At 69.5% G+C, this 16,477-nt stretch carries 15 protein-coding genes; 7 read left to right on the top strand and 8 right to left on the bottom strand.

What is annotated here, in order from left to right; translation table 11 throughout:
- The first annotated feature begins 160 nt into the window (after positions 1–160).
- The 6 genes from EAS64_RS26380 to EAS64_RS26355 all read left to right on the top strand — a co-directional run bounded on the left by EAS64_RS26380 (position 161) and on the right by EAS64_RS26355 (position 10,020).
- The gene (locus EAS64_RS26380) at positions 161–1,228 is read left to right on the top strand and encodes a helix-turn-helix transcriptional regulator (protein ID WP_145857243.1); all 1,068 of its coding nucleotides are present in this window, start codon (positions 161–163) and stop codon (positions 1,226–1,228) included.
- 125 nt (positions 1,229–1,353) lie between these two features.
- On the top strand, positions 1,354–2,757 hold the full coding sequence (locus tag EAS64_RS26375; RefSeq protein ID WP_145857241.1) for an ABC transporter substrate-binding protein: 1,404 nt from the start codon (positions 1,354–1,356) through the stop codon (positions 2,755–2,757).
- 92 nt (positions 2,758–2,849) lie between these two features.
- Entirely contained in the window at positions 2,850–3,737 is an 888-nt protein-coding gene (locus tag EAS64_RS26370; RefSeq protein WP_145857239.1) for a carbohydrate ABC transporter permease, read from the top strand.
- Positions 3,738–3,739: 2 nt separating this feature from the next.
- Positions 3,740–4,642, top strand: a complete 903-nt coding sequence (locus EAS64_RS26365) for a carbohydrate ABC transporter permease (RefSeq protein ID WP_145858016.1) — start codon at positions 3,740–3,742, stop codon at positions 4,640–4,642.
- A 47-nt stretch (positions 4,643–4,689) separates the two neighbouring features.
- Complete coding sequence (locus EAS64_RS26360) at positions 4,690–7,299, top strand: alpha-L-rhamnosidase (RefSeq protein ID WP_145857237.1); 2,610 nt, start codon at positions 4,690–4,692, stop codon at positions 7,297–7,299.
- Between the two features lie 66 nt (positions 7,300–7,365).
- On the top strand, positions 7,366–10,020 hold the full coding sequence (locus tag EAS64_RS26355; protein WP_222849617.1) for a winged helix-turn-helix domain-containing protein: 2,655 nt from the start codon (positions 7,366–7,368) through the stop codon (positions 10,018–10,020).
- A 455-nt stretch (positions 10,021–10,475) separates the two neighbouring features.
- Here the strand turns inward: EAS64_RS26355 and EAS64_RS26345 are convergent, their stop codons facing one another.
- Complete coding sequence (locus EAS64_RS26345; RefSeq protein WP_145857233.1) at positions 10,476–11,363, bottom strand: S1C family serine protease; 888 nt, start codon at positions 11,361–11,363, stop codon at positions 10,476–10,478.
- A gap of 76 nt (positions 11,364–11,439) precedes the next feature.
- On the opposite strand from EAS64_RS26345, the gene EAS64_RS26340 reads away from it, so the two are divergent.
- Positions 11,440–11,874: a winged helix-turn-helix transcriptional regulator gene (locus tag EAS64_RS26340; protein ID WP_145857231.1), complete on the top strand. Its 435-nt coding sequence runs from the start codon at positions 11,440–11,442 to the stop codon at positions 11,872–11,874.
- A 157-nt stretch (positions 11,875–12,031) separates the two neighbouring features.
- Here EAS64_RS26340 and EAS64_RS26335 read toward each other — a convergent pair whose 3' ends face one another.
- The 7 genes from EAS64_RS26335 to EAS64_RS26305 form a co-directional block, all read right to left on the bottom strand.
- On the bottom strand, positions 12,032–12,664 hold the full coding sequence (locus tag EAS64_RS26335) for a Clp protease N-terminal domain-containing protein (protein WP_145857229.1): 633 nt from the start codon (positions 12,662–12,664) through the stop codon (positions 12,032–12,034).
- Positions 12,664–12,885 (bottom strand): helix-turn-helix domain-containing protein, encoded by a 222-nt coding sequence (locus tag EAS64_RS26330; protein ID WP_145857227.1) that lies wholly within the window; start codon positions 12,883–12,885, stop codon positions 12,664–12,666. The genes EAS64_RS26335 and EAS64_RS26330 overlap by 1 nt, the downstream gene beginning before the upstream one ends.
- A 78-nt stretch (positions 12,886–12,963) precedes the next feature.
- Positions 12,964–13,797: an enoyl-CoA hydratase gene (locus EAS64_RS26325; RefSeq protein ID WP_145857224.1), complete on the bottom strand. Its 834-nt coding sequence runs from the start codon at positions 13,795–13,797 to the stop codon at positions 12,964–12,966.
- Positions 13,788–13,976 (bottom strand): hypothetical protein, encoded by a 189-nt coding sequence (locus EAS64_RS26320; RefSeq protein WP_145857222.1) that lies wholly within the window; start codon positions 13,974–13,976, stop codon positions 13,788–13,790. Before EAS64_RS26320 ends, EAS64_RS26325 begins: the two co-directional genes overlap by 10 nt.
- 274 nt (positions 13,977–14,250) lie before the next feature.
- Positions 14,251–15,033, bottom strand: a complete 783-nt coding sequence (locus EAS64_RS26315; protein ID WP_145857220.1) for a hypothetical protein — start codon at positions 15,031–15,033, stop codon at positions 14,251–14,253.
- Between the two features lie 78 nt (positions 15,034–15,111).
- Positions 15,112–15,834, bottom strand: coding sequence for a hypothetical protein (locus EAS64_RS26310; protein WP_145857218.1), 723 nt, complete (start codon positions 15,832–15,834; stop codon positions 15,112–15,114).
- A gap of 58 nt (positions 15,835–15,892) precedes the next feature.
- Positions 15,893–16,396, bottom strand: coding sequence for an RNA polymerase sigma factor (locus EAS64_RS26305; protein ID WP_246115869.1), 504 nt, complete (start codon positions 16,394–16,396; stop codon positions 15,893–15,895).
- Positions 16,397–16,477: the final 81 nt, after the last annotated feature.

Here is a 16,477-nt window from a genome sequence, read left to right as displayed (position 1 = left end):
ATGGAGCGAAGCATCGGTGACATTGGCTAGGCCGAAATGCACCATCATTAGCACGAAACTCACCTGGTGAGAGCAGAGCCGCAGGTCCTGGCATCGTCGCCCACCCGTTCGTCGCCACGTTCGCTAGGCAGAAACGGGACAGACGGGTAATGTGCCCCCAATGGAGGATGACCTGCCCATAGACGCCAACGACGACGTCGTGTCCCTGGACAACAGCGATGAGGACATGCCACTGGACACCAGTCGGGACGTCTTCTACTTCACCGAAGGGGCGCTTGCCTACGCCGGCCACTACCTGCATGCCGAGGACAACCCGGCGCACACGCACAGCTTCGTGGAGATCGCCTTCGCCGTCGGCGGAACGGGAACCCACCACTCCGTGGCCGGGCGGCGCGAGCTGAGCCCTGGCGATGTCGTCCTGCTGCGGCCCGGAGTCTGGCACGGGTACGAGGACTGCCGCAAGCTGGAGCTTTACAACTGCTGCTTCAGCAGCGAACTGCTGCGCAGGGAGCTCTCCTGGACGCGGGAGGACCCGATCCTCGGCTACCTGCTGTGGACCGGGCCCTATGCCACGCCGGGGCGGGGCGTCCTGTCCTTCAGCCTGCCGCAGGACGCCTACGAGTCGTGCATGTCCCACCTGGAGGCCCTTGCGGCGCTGCGCCACGCCCCGCTCGACCGCTACCGCGGCGACGTACTCGGGCGGCTGTCGCTGCTGCTGAGCGAACTCGGCCGGGTCGCGCAGCCCTGGGCGGTGTCGGATGCCGACGCGCCGGCCCTGGCCGTTCATCCCGGGGTCGGGCAGGCAATGCGCATGCTCGAGGGCAGCATCGCCAAGCGCTGGACGCTGAGCGATCTGGCCCTGGAACTGCACCTGGCTCCCGGTTACCTCGTCCGGGTCTTCAAGGCAGCCACCGGCCTGCCCCCCATGGCGTACCTGGCCCAGGTACGTGCGGAGCACGCGGCCGTTATGCTGCTGCATTCCGACGAACCCATCACGGGCATCGGGCGGGCGGTCGGCTGGCCCGACCAGAACTACTTCGCCCGCCGGTTCAAGGTGCATTACGGGCTGAGTCCGACCACCTACCGCAGGATGTTCGCTACCCAGGCCGCCCACATGCACACCACGCACGGTCCTGAGCAGGCGATTCTCGCGTTCGGAGCGACCGGCGGCAGCCGCCGAGGTGCAGATCGTGCTAACAGAGGTGCAGCGAAGGCTATCGAGCGGTAACCAGACCGCGCACCATGGCACGTATCGCTTAGTAACGGACATGCTTCCAGCGAATGTCCGGGTGTTGACGGCACCGGATGCTGGCCTGACTTCCACCGACAAAAATGCGAAGGGGAGATCTTGTGATGCCCAAAGTATCGCGAGACAGACGGATACGGCTCGGCGGGCTGGCGGGCGTTGCCGCCGCCGCGCTGCTCACGGTCACGGCGTGTGGCGGCAGCGGCAGCAGCACCACCGCGGGGCAGGCGACCACGCCGGCGGCCGGCGGCAGCAGCTCCGCCGCCGGCAGTAGCACCGCCACCGGGCAGACGTCCGCGCCGGCGGCCGCGGGGCAGGACGCCTCGGCGTTCACGGTGCTGAGCAACGCCGAGAACACTACGGTCCCCGGTGAGCTCAAGAAGCTCGCGGCGGGCGCGTGCTCGACGGAGGACGCGGCGCTCCCGCTCCAGATCCAGACGGTGCCGCAGGCCTCGCTCGATCAGAAGCTCCAGCTGCTGGCCGGCCAGGGCGCGCTCCCCGCGATGTTCGCCGCGGGCAACGCGCCGGCCACCACCAAGACCCTCGTCCAGGCCGGCGACATCGCCAACCTCCAGGAGGAGCTCACCAAGCTCGGCGTGATCAATGACGTCGAGCCGGCGGCGGTGTCCACCATCAAGAATCTGTACGGCGGCTTCTACGTCATTCCCGACGAGTTCAACATCGAAGGCATCTTCTACAACAAGAAGATCTTCTCCGCCAACGGGGTCTCCGTGCCGACGACCTGGGACGAGCTGACCGCGGACGCCGCCAAGCTGCAGGCCAAGGGGATCCAGCCGTTCTCCGCCTCCGGGCAGCAAGGCTGGCCGATCACCCGGCTCATCAGCGGCTACCTCTACCGCTCGCTTGGCCCTGACGCACTCAACGACATCGCGAGCGGCAAGGCCAAGCTGACCGACCCCACGTACGTGAAGGCGGCGCAGGCTGTCGCCGACCTCGGCGCCAAGGGCTACTTCGGCAAGGGCGTCGAGTCGATCGACTACAACACGGCCGTCAACACCTTCCTGACCGGGAAGGCCGCCATGCTCTACATGGGCACCTGGGTGCTCGCCAACATTTCCGACAAGACCGCCGACACGGTCGGCGCCGGCAACATCGGCTTCATGCCGTTCCCCAGCGTGGCCGGCGGCGCGGGCGACACCTCCCAGTACCCCGCCAACGTCGGCCTGCCCTTCACCTTCGGCGCCAAGACCCTCGGACCGAAGACGGAGGCCTGGCTGAAGTGCATCGTGCAGAACTACGGTGCTGGCGTTCTGAAGGACTACGGAACGTATTCCGGTTTCACCCTCAGCGCCCCTGTCTCCGGCCTGAGTGCGCTGCAGACCGACATCCAGCAGACCATGGCCAGCTCCAAGCAGAGCGTGCTGTGGTTTGAGGCGCAGTTCAGCACCCAGGCCACGACGGTGAGCCAGCAGGACGCTTCGCCGCTGGTGAACGGCAGCATGTCGCCGAGCGCCTTCATGAGCGCGGTGCAGGCGGCGCAGTCGTCGTAGCCAGGCAGAACTCGACAATCAACGAGCCCGGTTCCCGCCGCCGACGCGGCGGGGACCGGGCCAACTCCACTGACTGAGGGGACTGCCGCAAGGTGAACGAACTTCTGGGCAACAGGCGGGCGATCGCGATGCTCGTCGGGCCCGCCTTGGTGATCTACACGGCGGTGATGCTCGTTCCCGTCTTCTGGTCGGCCGGTTACTCGCTGACCACGGGCAACGCCATCACGGGCTATCACCTCACCGGGCTGGCCAACATCAGGCGCCTGTTCTCCGACCCGAATGTGCGGACTGCCCTGTGGTTCACGCTCCGGTACGCGGTGGTGCTGACCGTCGGCCAGGTGCTGTTCGGCTACCTCCTGGCGCTGTTCTACGTCTTCGTGCTCAAGCGGGCGTCCGCGGTGATCCGCACCCTCATCTTCTTCCCCGTCGTCCTGCCGACGGTGGCAGTCGCCCTCATGTTCCAGAACCTGTTCGCGGTGGCCCCGGTCAACGGTCCGGTCAACTCGTTCCTCAGCTTCATCGGGTACCACCCGGTCGACTGGTTCGGCACCGCGGGCCACGCGTTCTGGATCATCATCATCATGGACATCTGGCGGTCTATGGGGTTCTACGCGGTGCTCTTGTACGCCGGCCTTGTCGACATTCCCGACTCGACGATCGAGGCGGCCAGGATCGACGGCGCGAACGGGCTGCGACTGGTGCGGCACATCGTGGTGCCGCTGTCGTTCCCTGTTCTCCTGTCGTCCATCATCTTCAGCATCAACGGGACGCTGAAGGTATTCGACTCGATTCTCGCGCTGACCAACGGCGGTCCGGGAAACACCTCGACGCCGCTGACGCTCTACATGTTCAACACGTCGTTCTCCTACGGCGAGTACGGCTACGGCGCCGCGATCGCGCTGCTGCTCACGATCATCTGCCTGGTGGTCACGCTCGCCCTGTACCGGTGGTCGCGCACCGGCGGCCAGGAGGTGGCGTGAAGATGGCGACGGCAATCGCGGACCGCACCGGCAACACGGTGCGCAATACCGCGGCGCAGAAGTCCGGCCGTGGCCTGCGCCGTATGGTGCGGCGCCTGCCGGCGCGGCTGCTGACCCTCGTGCTCCTCGTCGTGGTCATCTACCCGCTGGTCTGGCTGTTCCTCGGCTCGGTGAAGTCGCAGTACGACTACCTGAACCGCCCGACGTTCAGCCTGCCCTCCCATTGGATGTGGGGAAACTACAAGGCCGCGTGGGTCACCGGCGAACTCGGCATCTATATAAGGAACAGCGTCACCGCCGTGCTGCCCGCGCTGGCCCTGGTGATCCTGCTCGGCGGCGCCGCCGGGTTCGCGCTGCAACTGATGCGCTGGCGGCTGAGCCGACCGACCATGCTGCTGTTCCTGGCCGGCATCATGGTGCCGTCCCAGATGATCCTGCTGCCGCTGTTCACCATCTACTACCAGGTCGGGCTGACCGGATCGCTGTGGCCGCTGATCATCACCTACACCGCGACCGGCCTGCCGCTGACTGTCTTCATGATGGCGACCTACTTCCGTGCGGTCCCCCACGAAGTCATCGAGGCGGCGGCGATCGACGGCGCGGGGATCGTCCGCATCTTTTTCACCGTCGCCTTCCCGATAGTCCGCAACGCCGTCCTGACGGTCGCCCTCGTCCAGTTCTTCTTCATGTGGAACGACCTGCTTGTCGCGCTCACCTTCACCAACAGCAACAACCTGCGCACCGTCCAGGTCGGACTGCTCAACTTCACCGGGGAATTCGGCTCCATTCAATACGGCCCGCTGTTCGCGGCGATCTGCATCACCGTCGGCGGCACGCTCGCCCTCTTCCTCGCGCTGAACCAGCGCGTCATGAAGGGGCTCACCGGGGGGGCAGTCAAGGGCTGACTGCCGAGAACACCAGCGACCACCGACGATTTCCCTTGAAAGGCCTGATGACCTTGCCCACCCCGGGTTCTGTCACGTTCGAGCGCTCACCCGACGGCCTTGGCCTCGGCACCGCTCGTCCCCGGATCTCCTGGCGGCTGCCCGAAGCCTCGGGATCGCAGCTCGCCTATGAACTCGAATTCCAGCGGGCCGGCCTGACCACCGTCACCGGCCGCGTGACTGCCGCCGAACGCCACCTCGTGCCCTGGCCGGCGGAGCCGCTCGCCTCGCGCGACCGCGTCCGGGTCCGGGTCCGTGTCTGGACCGATGACGAACCGGGCGTCTCCGGCTGGAGCGAGCCCGCGTGGGCGGAGGCGGCGCTGCTTGACCCTGGGCAGTGGTCCGCCGTGCCGGTGGGCGGCGCCTGGGACTCCGGCGCGGTCCCGTCCGCCGACCGCAGGCCTGCGCGGGTCCGCAGGGAATTCACCCTGGACAAGCGCGTCGTCTCGGCGCGCCTGTACGCGACGGCGCATGGCGTCTACGAGGCCGAGATCAACGGCCGGCGGGTGGGCGGCGACGCGCTCAGCCCCGGCTGGACGGTCTACGGGCGGCGGCTCCAGTACCTCACCTATGACGTCACGAGTTACCTGGCGGCCGGACGCAACGCGATCGGCGTGTGGCTCGGCGACGGCTGGTACCGGGGCCGGCTGGGCTTCGGCGGCGGCACGAGCAGTATTTACGGCACCGATCAGTCCTGGCTCGCGCAGCTGGAGATCACGCACGACGACGGCACGATGACCGTGATCGCGACCGACTCTTCCTGGCAAGCCGCAGCCGGACCCATCATCACCAGCAGCCTCTACGACGGCGAGGTCCACGACGGGCGACTAGGCAGCGCGGACTGGTCCCGGCCCCGCGGTGCGGACCGCGGTGCGGACGACGGGGAATGGGCGCCGGTTGCGCTGCACGAACGGGACATGTCAACGCTGGTCCCGGCGCAGGGCCCGCCGGTCCGCTGCACCGCCGTCATCGCGCCGGTGCGGAGCCAGCGCCGCGACGACGGCTCTTACCTCCTCGACTTCGGGCAGAACCTGGTCGGCCGGCTGGCGATCAGCGTGTCCGGGCCGCGCGGCACCCGGGTGGCGCTGCGCCATGCCGAGATCCTCGTCGACGGCGACCTGGCGATGGGGCCGCTGCGCCAGGCACGCGCCACCGACGAGTACATGCTGCGCGGAGAGGGCACCGAACAGTGGGAGCCCCGGTTCACCATCCACGGATTCCGGTACGCGACGGTCACCGGCTGGCCCGGCGAACTCACCGAAGGATCCATCGTCGCCCGGGTCTACCACACGGACATGGAGCCCGCCGGGACGTTCGAGTGCAGCGACCCGCTGGTGCAGCGGCTGCACGAGAACGTCCGCTGGAGCATGCGCGGGAACTTCGTCGGCATTCCCACCGACTGCCCGGCCAGAGACGAGCGCCTCGGCTGGACCGGCGACGTCCAGGTCTTCGCGCCCACGGCGCTGTTCCTTTACGACTGCGCCGCGATGCTCGACTCGTGGCTGACCGACGTCGGCCTCGAGCAGCTCCCCGACGGGACCGTGCCCTGGTTCGTCCCGGTGATCCCGAGCCCGCCTCCCTGGACCCCCATCCGGCCCGGCGCCGGCTGGGGCGACGTCGCCGCACTCACCCCCGTAGCGCTCTACCAGGCCACCGGCGATGCGGAACTGCTGCGACGGCACTACGCCGCCGGCCGGGCGTGGGTTGATCTCGTTAGTTCCCTGGCGGGTCCCGGCCGGGTCTGGGACACCGGATTCCAGCTCGGCGACTGGCTGGATCCCGCCGCGCCCGCGGACGATCCGGCGGCCAGCGAGACGGACCCGCACCTGATCGCCACCGCCTACTTCGCGTGGTCGGCGCGGCACGTCTCGATCGCCGCGGACGTCCTCGGCGACCGGGCAGGTGCGGAGAAATACCGCGAGCTCGCCGGCGAGGTGGCCAGGGCGTTCCGCAGCCGGTACCTGCTCAAATCCGGGCGGCTGACCAGCGACACGCAGGCGTCCTATGCGGTCGCCGTCGTTTTCGGCCTTCTTGACGGCGAGGATGCCGCCGGCCGGGCCGGCCGCCGGCTCGCGGAGCTTGTGGCGGATAACGGCTACCGCATCGGGACCGGGTTCATCGGCACCCCGATCGTCTGCGACGCGCTCACCGTCACCGGTCACCTGGACGCCGCATACCGGCTGCTCATGCAGACCGAGTGCCCGTCATGGCTGTACCCGGTCACCCAGGGCGCCACGACGATCTGGGAGCGCTGGGACAGCCTGCGCCCGAACGGCACGCTCAACCCGGCGGGGATGACCTCCTTCAACCATTTCGCCCTTGGCTCGGTCGCGGACTGGATGCACCGCGTCGTCGCGGGCCTGGCACCTGCTGCCCCCGGCTACCGGAAGATCGAGTTCCGCCCGCGGCCCGGCGGCGGGCTCACCTCCGCCGCCGCCAGCCACCAGACACCCTATGGCCGTGCCGCCATCTCCTGGGAGATCGCCGGCGAGGAGATGAGCGTGACGATGACCGTCCCACCGAACTGCACGGCCACGGCGCACCTCCCTGGCGTCCCGCCGGTCGAGATGGGCCCGGGAACGCTCCGGATGCGGGTCAAGACCGATCACGACCGCTGAGCGATGTTGGCCGGATGTGACAGGATTGGAGGTGTCCGGCACAGATACCAAGGCAGGCCTTTGAGAGTGGCTCACGCGACTCCCCGGCTCATCCACCGGGGCGACCTGATTGCTGCCCTGGACCGCGCCGCGACGCGGAAGGTGACGATCATCTCGGCCCCGGCCGGCAGCGGGAAGACGTCGCTGCTGCGCGCCTGGGCCGACCGTCCTGGGCAGCAGCGCCGGCTCGCCGTGCTGCAGGTACAGCGCGACCAGCAAGACGCCCAGCAGTTCTGGCTTGCGCTGCTCGACGCGGTCCGTCAGGCTTCGGCCACGATCGGCCGTGCGGAGCCGTCGGCAGCGACCCCCGACTTCAACGCGCCGGCCATGGTCGACCGGGTACTCGCGGAGCTCGCCGATGCTCGCGGCGGCGTCACGCTGGTTATCGATGATCTCCACGAGCTGACCTCGCCTCAAGCATTCACCCAGCTCACCCGGCTGCTGATGAATCTTCCGGCGGACGTGCACGCGATACTGACCGCGCGTCACGATGTGCTGCCGCGGCTGCATCAGCTGCGGCTGGCCGGTGAGCTGGCCGAGATCCGCGCGGCCGACCTGCGCTTTTCCGAGCGCGAAGCCCGTGAGCTGCTCGACGCCTCGGGTATCGCACTGTCCGCGGCCGGGGCCGCGCTGCTGTACCAGCGCACCGAGGGGTGGGCCGCGGGCCTGCGGCTCGCGGTGGTCTCCCTTGCCGGTCACCCCGACCCGGACCGGTTCGTCACGGAGTTCTCCGGCAGCGACCGCACGGTCGCCGAGTACCTGCTCGCCGAGATGCTCGAACGCCAGCCGCCCGACGTGCAGGATCTGCTGCTGCGCACCAGCCTGCTCGACCGCGTCAACGGCGAGCTGGCAGATCTGCTAACGGGCCGCCCCGGCTCGGAACGGATCCTGCTGAGCCTCGAAGACGCGAACGCATTCGTCGAATCGCTGGACCCCGAGCGCGCGTGGTTCCGCTATCACCGCCTGCTGGCGGATTTCCTTCGGCTGGAGCTGCGCCGCACGCTGCCGGAAGAAGTACCCGCGCTACACCGGCGCGCCGCCGCCTGGTTCATCGTGCATGGCCAGGTCGTCACTGCCATCCGGCACACGCAGGAGGCGCGCGACTGGGCTGATGCGGCCCGGCTGCTCGCCGACCGTTCGTTCAGCCTGACGCTCGACGGGCAAGCGCAGACCATGCAGGCGCTGGTACAGGCCTTCCCGCCGGGCGCGGATCACCCCGAGCTGGCCCTGGTGCGCGCGATGGGTGACCTCGCCCAGGGACGCCTGGACGACGCGGGCGCCCACCTCGCGGTCGCCGAGGCGCACGTCCGGACGACGACGCCGGATCGCCGGCGCCGCCTTGGGGTGGCGATCGCGTCGCTGCAGCTGGCGCTGGCCCGGCGACGCGGTCACCTGGCCGGCGTCGTCGAGCACGTCAGGTTCCTCGACTCCCCGGTATCCGGGCAGTCAGATGCGGACATCGCCCTCGGCAGTGATCTGCGCGCGGTGGCGCTGATGAACCTGGGAACCGCCGAGGCGTGGACGCTCGGGGTGCCAGACGCCGTACGCCACCTCCAGGAGGGCGCGGTCCTGGCCCGGGAGATCGGCCGCCCCTACCTCGAAGTCGGCTGCCTGGCGCAGCTCGCCTTCGCGTATATCTACCACAGTGCCGACAAGCCGAACAGCGATGCGTTCGCCACGACCCAGCGGCGCTGCCGCGAGGCGATCGCGCTCGCCGAACAGCACGGCTGGGGCGCCGAACCAGCGATCGCGCCCGCGCTCATGACGCTCGCAGGCACGATGATGTTCGTGGGCGAGTTCGACGAGGCCGAGCACTGGCTGCGGCGCACCGAGCGGGCGCTGCAAACAGACACCGGGCCGGACATCAGGCTATTGCTGCACCAGACGGCCGGGATGCTGAACGCCAGTCGCGGCCGCCACCACGAGGCACTCGAGGAGTTCGGTGCGGCCCAGGACCTGGCATCTCAGCTGGAGGGATCGCAGGCGCTGGCGAGCCAGCTGACCGGCTGGCTGCTCGCCACGCAGGCCCGCCTCGGGCTGCCCGGCGAAGCCCGCGCCCGCCTCGCGGCCCTCGATGACGAAATGGCTGGCTCCGGTGAGACACGCAATGCGCGCGCGGTGATCTGCCTCGCGGAAGGCGATCCGGCCGCAGCCCTTGACGCGCTGCGTGATGTTCTCAACGGCACGGCACCTGTCCTCGGTTACGTCACGGTCGTTGAAGCGCAGCTGCTCGCCGGGCTTGCCCATCGCGAACTCGGTGACCAGCGCGCGGCGAACCAGGCGGCCGAACGCGCGCTTGCCCTGGCGGAGTCCGACCGGCTGGTCCTGCCGTTCGCGATGACCGGCGCAGCAGAACTGCTCAGGGCGCTCCCCCGGCACCAGACCGCGCACGCCGCGCTGCTCGCCGACATCCTCGACGTTCTGGACGGCTCATCGCCGGGGGCCGAAGAGCCGTCGTCGCTGCCGCCGGCGGAAGAGCTCACCCCGGCCGAGCTCAGGGTGCTGCGGTATCTGCCGACGAACCTGTCCCGGCCTGAGATCGCCGGCGAGCTGTCCGTCTCGGTGAACACCGTCAACGCGCAGGTCCGCAGCATCTACGCCAAGCTCCAGGTCGGTGACCGGTCCGCGGCCGTGCAGCGGGCCAGGGAGCTGCGGCTGCTGTTCGCCGGCCGCACGCACTAGCCCGCTGCCCAGCTTCGCTTGCCGAGGATGGCCTGGCCGCCATCGCCGAGGCTAAGCAGGCTTGCCCGCCGTCAATCCACTGCTGGAGCTTCTCCACCTGAGAGGCGGGCCACGCGCCATCGCAAGGCATCTTGCCGCTGCGCAGGGCGCCGGCGATGGCGTCGGCATGCTGGGCGACGGACGCGTAGTCGAAAAGATCAAAAGCCGCCAGCATGGAATCCCTGTCCTTCGAACGGAACAGGGGCTTAATGTCCTGCTCGAAGCTGAGGTTGCCTTCGCCAGGTGACGTCATGCCGTGCCCTCCTTGTCAGTGGAACCTGGGAACCATCCGCTCCGAGGCTTGCCGACAGGCAGGTGAAAGGTCGTCACCCAAGCACGGTGATTTGGCTGACGGCGACGGCCTGAACCGCCCCGGGTTTCGTGCGGACTCCACGAAACCCGGGGCTTTCGCGTGCTTACGCGAAGGTGACCTGAATGGTCCGTTCGCCGGTGCCGCGGATGACGTTGAGCTCGACGGTGCCGGCCGGTGTGGCGGCCTGGAGTGCATCGAACAGGTCATCGGAGGTGCGGATCGGGCGGCCCGCGGTAGCCACGATCAGGTCGCCCTGGGCGAGACCCGCGCGGGCGGCCGGGCTGTCCTCCTCCACGTCCCGGATGAGCAGGCCATCGGTTTCTGCCAGGCCGACGGCGCGGCGGAGCCGCCTGGCCACGTGGTTCGGCGCGATTGCCACACCGAGCCTGGGCGATTGTGCTGATTCACCGCGGGCCAACGCATCGGCCCGGCCCCGTAGTGTCTCGTCGGCGGGTATGGCCAGGTAGAAGCCATCGCCGAGGCGGTTGGTATTGATCCCGAGCAGCTGCCCCGCGGCAGTGAGAACCGGACCGCCCGACGAGCCGGGCAGCAGCGGGGCGGTGTGCTCGAGGCTGCCGGTGATGCGCTGGCCCCGGGGACCCCGGAAGGTCCGCTCGACGCCGGAGACGAACCCGAACGTCACCCGCAGGCCGCGCCCGCCCGGGTTGGCCAGGGCGAAGACCGGCATCCCGATCTCCGCGACTGCCCCATCGGCCCACGGCAGTGCGGGGATCGCCCCGGTGTCGACGCTGATGACGGCCAGGTCGCCGTCGATGTCGTGCCCGGCCACATCGCCGTCCGCCGCGCGACCGTCGGCGAAGGTGACCGTCACGCGGTCACCGCGCACGTTGTGCGCGTTGGTCAGGACCTTGCCCTCGCCGAGCACGACACCCGAGCCGGCGCCCCAACGCTGCCCGACGCCCACGACCGAGGTCCCGGCCCCTTGTGCCAGTTGCCTGATGCTTGCCCCGATCTCATCGAGGATCGCCATGATCGCCACCTCCAGTAAGTAGTAACTTGCAAATTACTATTAACTGGCTAGAAGTCAACGGGACTACGATCAGCCCATGGCTGAATCCGAGTTGGAACTCTCACCGCTCGCCGAGGCGCTCGCCCGGGTCGGCGACCGGTGGACACTGCTGGTGGTGGAGGCGCTGCTGCCCGGCCCTCAGCGGTTCAACGAACTTCTCAGCCTGATCCCCGGCATCGCCGCGAACATCTTGTCCGACCGCCTCAAGCGGCTCGAACGCGACGGACTGCTGATAGCCCGGCCCTACTCCCAGCGCCCGCCTCGGGCCACCTACCAGCTGACCGCCGAGGGCATCGAGCTCACCGGTGCGCTCCGGCTGCTCGCGCACTGGGGAACCCGGCATACGGATACGGTGGATGCCCCGCGTCACCTCAGCTGCGGTACCCCCATCGAGGCCCGCTGGTACTGCCCGACCTGCGACCAACTCGTTGACCACCAGCCGCATGACACCCACCAGGCGCACTACCTGTAAGTAGCTCCCGGCCCGGTATGATCCCTCAGCAGCTGCCGGTGGGTATCGACGCGAAGCCACGCAACCGTTCGGGATGATCTTTCAGTCACTCCTGCTCGGGGAAGATGTCGAGCCTTGTCGCTGGCGGGAAAGGCAGTAGGAGTGGGGACTCAGGCGTCTACCGCGTCACGGACTGTGGAGCGCCGCCGTCCCGGTAGCGGTCGCGGATCTCGGCACCCAACCGCGACGCCGAGGCGCCGATGGCCGACAAGATGCGGTGCGGAACGCCGTCATCCATTGCCAGGAGTGCGAGGGCGATGTGCTCTGCGCGGAGATGACCGCCGGAGTGCGCTTGTGCCTCGCGGAGCGAACTGTCCAGGCATTTCTTCGCCCGGCGGGTGAGCGGGAGGTCTCCGGTGGGGTGAGCGGGCCGCCGGATGCGGCGCGATCGTCGCCCCAGCCGGCGGGGCGCCGGGGCGTCCGGGGCGAGGGCGGCCGGCCCGAATGCCGCCTCGATCCGCTCCCGCACCGTGTCGAGGTCGATGCCGATCGTGGTCAGCGCGTCGCGATCGAGGGTGTCGAACAAGCTGCCGTTCGCTGTGTTCCCCGGACCGATCAGGCGAACGAACTCCGCCTCGACGCGCTCGGGCGTGACGCCCCGCTCGCGCAGCACCGTACCGGCCTCTCCGTCGGCGGAGGCAAGGCCGTAGAGCAGGTGCTCGCCGCCGATGAAGCCGTGACCGAGGCGGCGCGCCTGCTCGGACGCGCGAACAACAACCTGCCGGGCGTCGCCGGTGAATTGCTCGGTCATTATCGTCTCCCCGTCCGGTGGCCGTGCTTGCGGTGCACAGTCTGCTTGGTGACGCCGAGCCGGGTCGCGATGTCCTGCCACGACCAGCCCAGTTCCCGCGCGCTGTCGACCTGGAGGATCTCCAGCCGTTCCGTCAGTGCCCGCAGGGCGGCCACCGCCCGCAACCCGATGTCCGGGTCATTGCTGGCCGCGCCCTCGGCGATCTCGAGTGTGCTCTGCATGTCCGTCAGCATATGCTGACGGACGTCTCGCGTCAACATATGCTGACGCGGAACGAGTGCGCGGACCCCCGGCGGAAATCACGGCTGTTTTCTGCGGGCGGCCTGCCGTTCGGTGAACCGCGCCATGTACTGCTGCGGCTCCCCGGTGAGGTAGGCCCGTCCGAACTGCGCGATGCTGTCCTCGATCGCCCGTGCGGGGCTCATGTCGATCCACTCGTTGAGTAGGCGCTTTTGCCGCCGGACGGCCTGGGGGCCCAGGGCTGCCATCCGGGCCGCCAGTCGCGTGATGCGCGCGTCTAGTTCGTCACCCGGGACCACGTCGTGGACCAGCCCCCAGCTCGCCGCCGTGCCGGCGTCGATCGTCTCGCCGGTCAGCAGCAGCCACGCGGCTCGCGAGGCGCCGATCATCGCAGGAATAAGGGCAGCGTGGATCACCGACGGAAGGCCTATGGCGACCTCGGGCATGCCGAATGTGGCACCGGCGCCCGCTATGCGCAGGTCGCACGACACCGCTACCTCCAGCCCGGCACCCAGGCACCAGCCGGAAAGGCGGGCGATCACCGGCGCCGGGCAGGCCCTGACCGCTTCGCACAGTGCGGCCAGCCTGCTGATGAAGGCCTCGGCGGCGGCCTGGTCCAGTCCTGCCATCTCGCCGATGTCCGCGCCGCCGATGAATGCCTTGTCGCCGGCACCGCGCAGCACGATGACCCCGCAGTCGTCCTCGGCGGAGAGCCGCTGAAACTCAGCGGTCAGCTCTTCAATAGCCTCGCTGCCGAGGATGTTCATCGACTTCGCGTTGACGAGCTCGACCGTGACCACGCCGTCAGCCTCACGGCGGCGGACAAATCGCTGGGCGGGGATACTCAGGGGCTCCTCCTCGGGTGTGCGGCTATGGTGCGCGGCTAAGGGCATTCGAAGCTCTGGCCTTCAGCCTGCTTCCACGGGGAGGCGTACCCGAGGCGCCCCGCCGCCAGCCGCGGCGCGAACACCTCGGCGAACAGCGTGACAATCGAGCGCAGCGCAGCCGCACGCAGGGCGAACGGCACCCGGCCATCTCCGAGCACTGCGATGTCCCCGCCGGCGGAGAACACGAGCGAAGGTGCTCAAGCCAGGCCTCAAACGCATCCATCAGACATCCAAGCTGAACGACCAGTTAGATGCCGCCCCGACAGTGGCGCGGATGCGCAGATCGTAACCTCTCGCAGCCCCGATGAGAATGCCGAGCGGCATCGCGGCAAGGACCGCGCGATCTGGCATCCAGGCCAACGACGGAGGCGCGCGCAGGCCTGCAGAGTTGGGTAAGCGTGCTGCCGTTACTCGCGGGTGCACCACCTGCTCTGTGATCGATGTCGATTGACACATTCTTCATTCCGAACGGACCGTTGGTTCCCGCCGCGGCTCGCCGCTCGTCTCCTCGGCGGCCAGCCTGTCCGGCACAGGCCGATCAATCGCGGGCCGGGAGCGCCGGCGTAGCCACAGGGCGGTGCCGGCGATCGCGATCGCGACGGCGAACACGGTCGTGGCGATCAGCAAGGCCGTGGCTGTCGTGTCGTCGGGCTTTGGCGCGGCGGCCGGGGCAGTGGCGGCCGGGACGGAGGCCGCGGAGCCGGGGGCGGTCGGGAGCGAGGCGCCGGCAGGCACGCCGAGCCGGGTCAGGGTGGCGGTCAGCTGCGTGGTGCCGCGTAGCCATCCGGTGGCTTGCAGCGGCTGGCCGAAGCCCTGCTGTCCGGGCAGCGTGTAGACCACCGGGCCGCCGGCCGCGCGCGGGTACAGGTCCTGGCGGATCTGCCCGTCCGCCTGGCCTGGTCCTGGGGTGACGCCGGGCACCGTGTAGGTAACGGTGTACTTCGGCCCGAGGGAGGCCGCTGCTGGCGGGGTGCGCAGCGCGAACGGCCCGCCCGGCGTGCCGTTGCCGGGGCCGAAGAGCAGCACGAACAGGCCGGTTTGCCCGGCGAGGCTGGAGAGCGTGTCCGCCTCTCCCGGCAGGGCCTCGCCCTGTGCGGAAATGGTGACCGGGCGGGCCAGCCCCGGGCCGGTGATGCTCGCCTGGGTTGCTCCCTTCGCGAGTGCCGGGGTGGCGACCGCCGCGGTGACGGCGATGGCCGTGCCCGCGGCGAGGGAGGTGAGAATGATGAACCTGCGCAGCATTCCGGTGGCTCCTTCCGTAGCGCCTCGCTTGGGTGTACACCGCAGCCCGGCGGCAGGTTCCCGGCAGGCCGCGCCCGGCTAGCCAGCGGAGGCGGCGACGGCGAGCGCGGCTGTCTTGCTGAAGCCGCCCTCCAGGCGCAGGGCGACCCGCCGCGTGCCCCAGATCAGCGTGTTGCCGGTGGTGAGCCGGGCCGAGGCCTGCACGATCATGCCGTCGCTGCGCACGTACACGATCTCCTGCGGCCCGGTTACCCACAGCCCTTTCGTGCCGTTCACCGAGACCTCAGTGACGCTGCCGACCCGGACGAACTTCTCGAAGTAGACCGGGTCCAGGTGGCCGTCGAATTCGTCCAGCCGCACCTCGCCGTACGGCGCGCGGTCGTAGATCAGCGTCGCGACCCGTCCGCTGTCGCTGACCGTGACCGCGGTCGGCTGGCCAAGCGTTGTCGGCACGAGGATGGGGAAGGCGACACGCTGCCGCGCCTGACCGAGCGACATCCGCTGCTCGCCGGGCAGGGACGGGTGCGGCGCGGGTGAGGGGCCAGGTGCCTGGTGGAGCTCCACGCCGTCGAGCCGGAGCACGTGGGCGATGGCCGCCCGGCTCTGCGGGATCGCCACGGCCAGGGCGACGACGGTCAGCGCTACGATCAAGGCAGCGCGCCACCGGGGGTACAGGATCCGCGCGCGCCACCGCGCGATCGGCTGCGTGCGTGCCTGCAGGCGCTGCTGTGCTTCCAGGCGCTGGCGGACGGTGGCGGCCTGCTCTGCGGCGGGCGGCACGTCGAGCTGGGGACTCAGCACGCGAAGCTCAGACGCAAGCGCGTCCCGCCATTGCGGTGCGCGACGGGACCCGGAAGACTCAGCCATGGAACACCCGGCCCTGGTCCTCGGGCACGACGAGCCCGCGCAGCCGCCCCAGGGCGCGGGACGTACGGGACTTCACCGAGCCGAGCGGCCATTGCAGCACCCGTGCCGTCTCGGCCTCCGACAAATCCAGGAAATAACGGCACACCAGCACCTGCCGCTCCCGGTCCGGCAGTGCGTTCACCGCCGCCAGCAGCCGGGCGCGCCGCTCGCCGGCCACCGCCTCGTCGAACGGAGCGTCGGGGACGGAGGCATCCGGCTCCAGGGCCGATAGCCGCAGGGCCAGCGCACCGCGGCGGTGCCGGGAGCGCAAGAGGTTCTTCGTCTCGTTGGCCACGATGCTCAGCAGCCAGGGCGCGAACGGCTCACCCGCCCGGAACTTCGGCAGGCTCCGGAACGCCTTCACGAACGCCTCCTGCACCACATCGTCGGCATCCTCGCCAGCCCCTAGCAGCCAGGCAGCCCGGTGCGCGCGCAGCGTGTACCGGGCGACCAGCACCGCATAGGCGTCAAGGTCGCCGTCCCGGGACCGGGCTACCGCGTCCGCGTCGTCGATGGCACCCCCTGCACGAGCCGGTAC

Origin of the sequence: Trebonia kvetii (assembly GCF_007827045.1) — a bacterium.
GTDB classification, from domain to species: domain Bacteria; phylum Actinomycetota; class Actinomycetes; order Streptosporangiales; family Streptosporangiaceae; genus Trebonia; species Trebonia kvetii.
Note: the sequence above shows the minus strand (reverse complement) of the source record. Positions and strands in the feature narration are given on the sequence as shown.

Coding starts and splice junctions, on each gene's coding strand:
- EAS64_RS26380 (WP_145857243.1), top strand. CDS start 161: ATGGAGGATGACCTGCCCATAGACGCCAACGACGACGTCGTGTCCCTG.
- EAS64_RS26375 (WP_145857241.1), top strand. CDS start 1,354: ATGCCCAAAGTATCGCGAGACAGACGGATACGGCTCGGCGGGCTGGCG.
- EAS64_RS26365 (WP_145858016.1), top strand. CDS start 3,740: ATGGCGACGGCAATCGCGGACCGCACCGGCAACACGGTGCGCAATACC.
- EAS64_RS26360 (WP_145857237.1), top strand. CDS start 4,690: ATGACCTTGCCCACCCCGGGTTCTGTCACGTTCGAGCGCTCACCCGAC.
- EAS64_RS26345 (WP_145857233.1), bottom strand. CDS start 11,363: ATGGCGATCCTCGATGAGATCGGGGCAAGCATCAGGCAACTGGCACAA.
- EAS64_RS26340 (WP_145857231.1), top strand. CDS start 11,440: ATGGCTGAATCCGAGTTGGAACTCTCACCGCTCGCCGAGGCGCTCGCC.
- EAS64_RS26335 (WP_145857229.1), bottom strand. CDS start 12,664: ATGACCGAGCAATTCACCGGCGACGCCCGGCAGGTTGTTGTTCGCGCG.
- EAS64_RS26330 (WP_145857227.1), bottom strand. CDS start 12,885: ATGCAGAGCACACTCGAGATCGCCGAGGGCGCGGCCAGCAATGACCCG.
- EAS64_RS26325 (WP_145857224.1), bottom strand. CDS start 13,797: ATGCCCTTAGCCGCGCACCATAGCCGCACACCCGAGGAGGAGCCCCTG.
- EAS64_RS26315 (WP_145857220.1), bottom strand. CDS start 15,033: ATGCTGCGCAGGTTCATCATTCTCACCTCCCTCGCCGCGGGCACGGCC.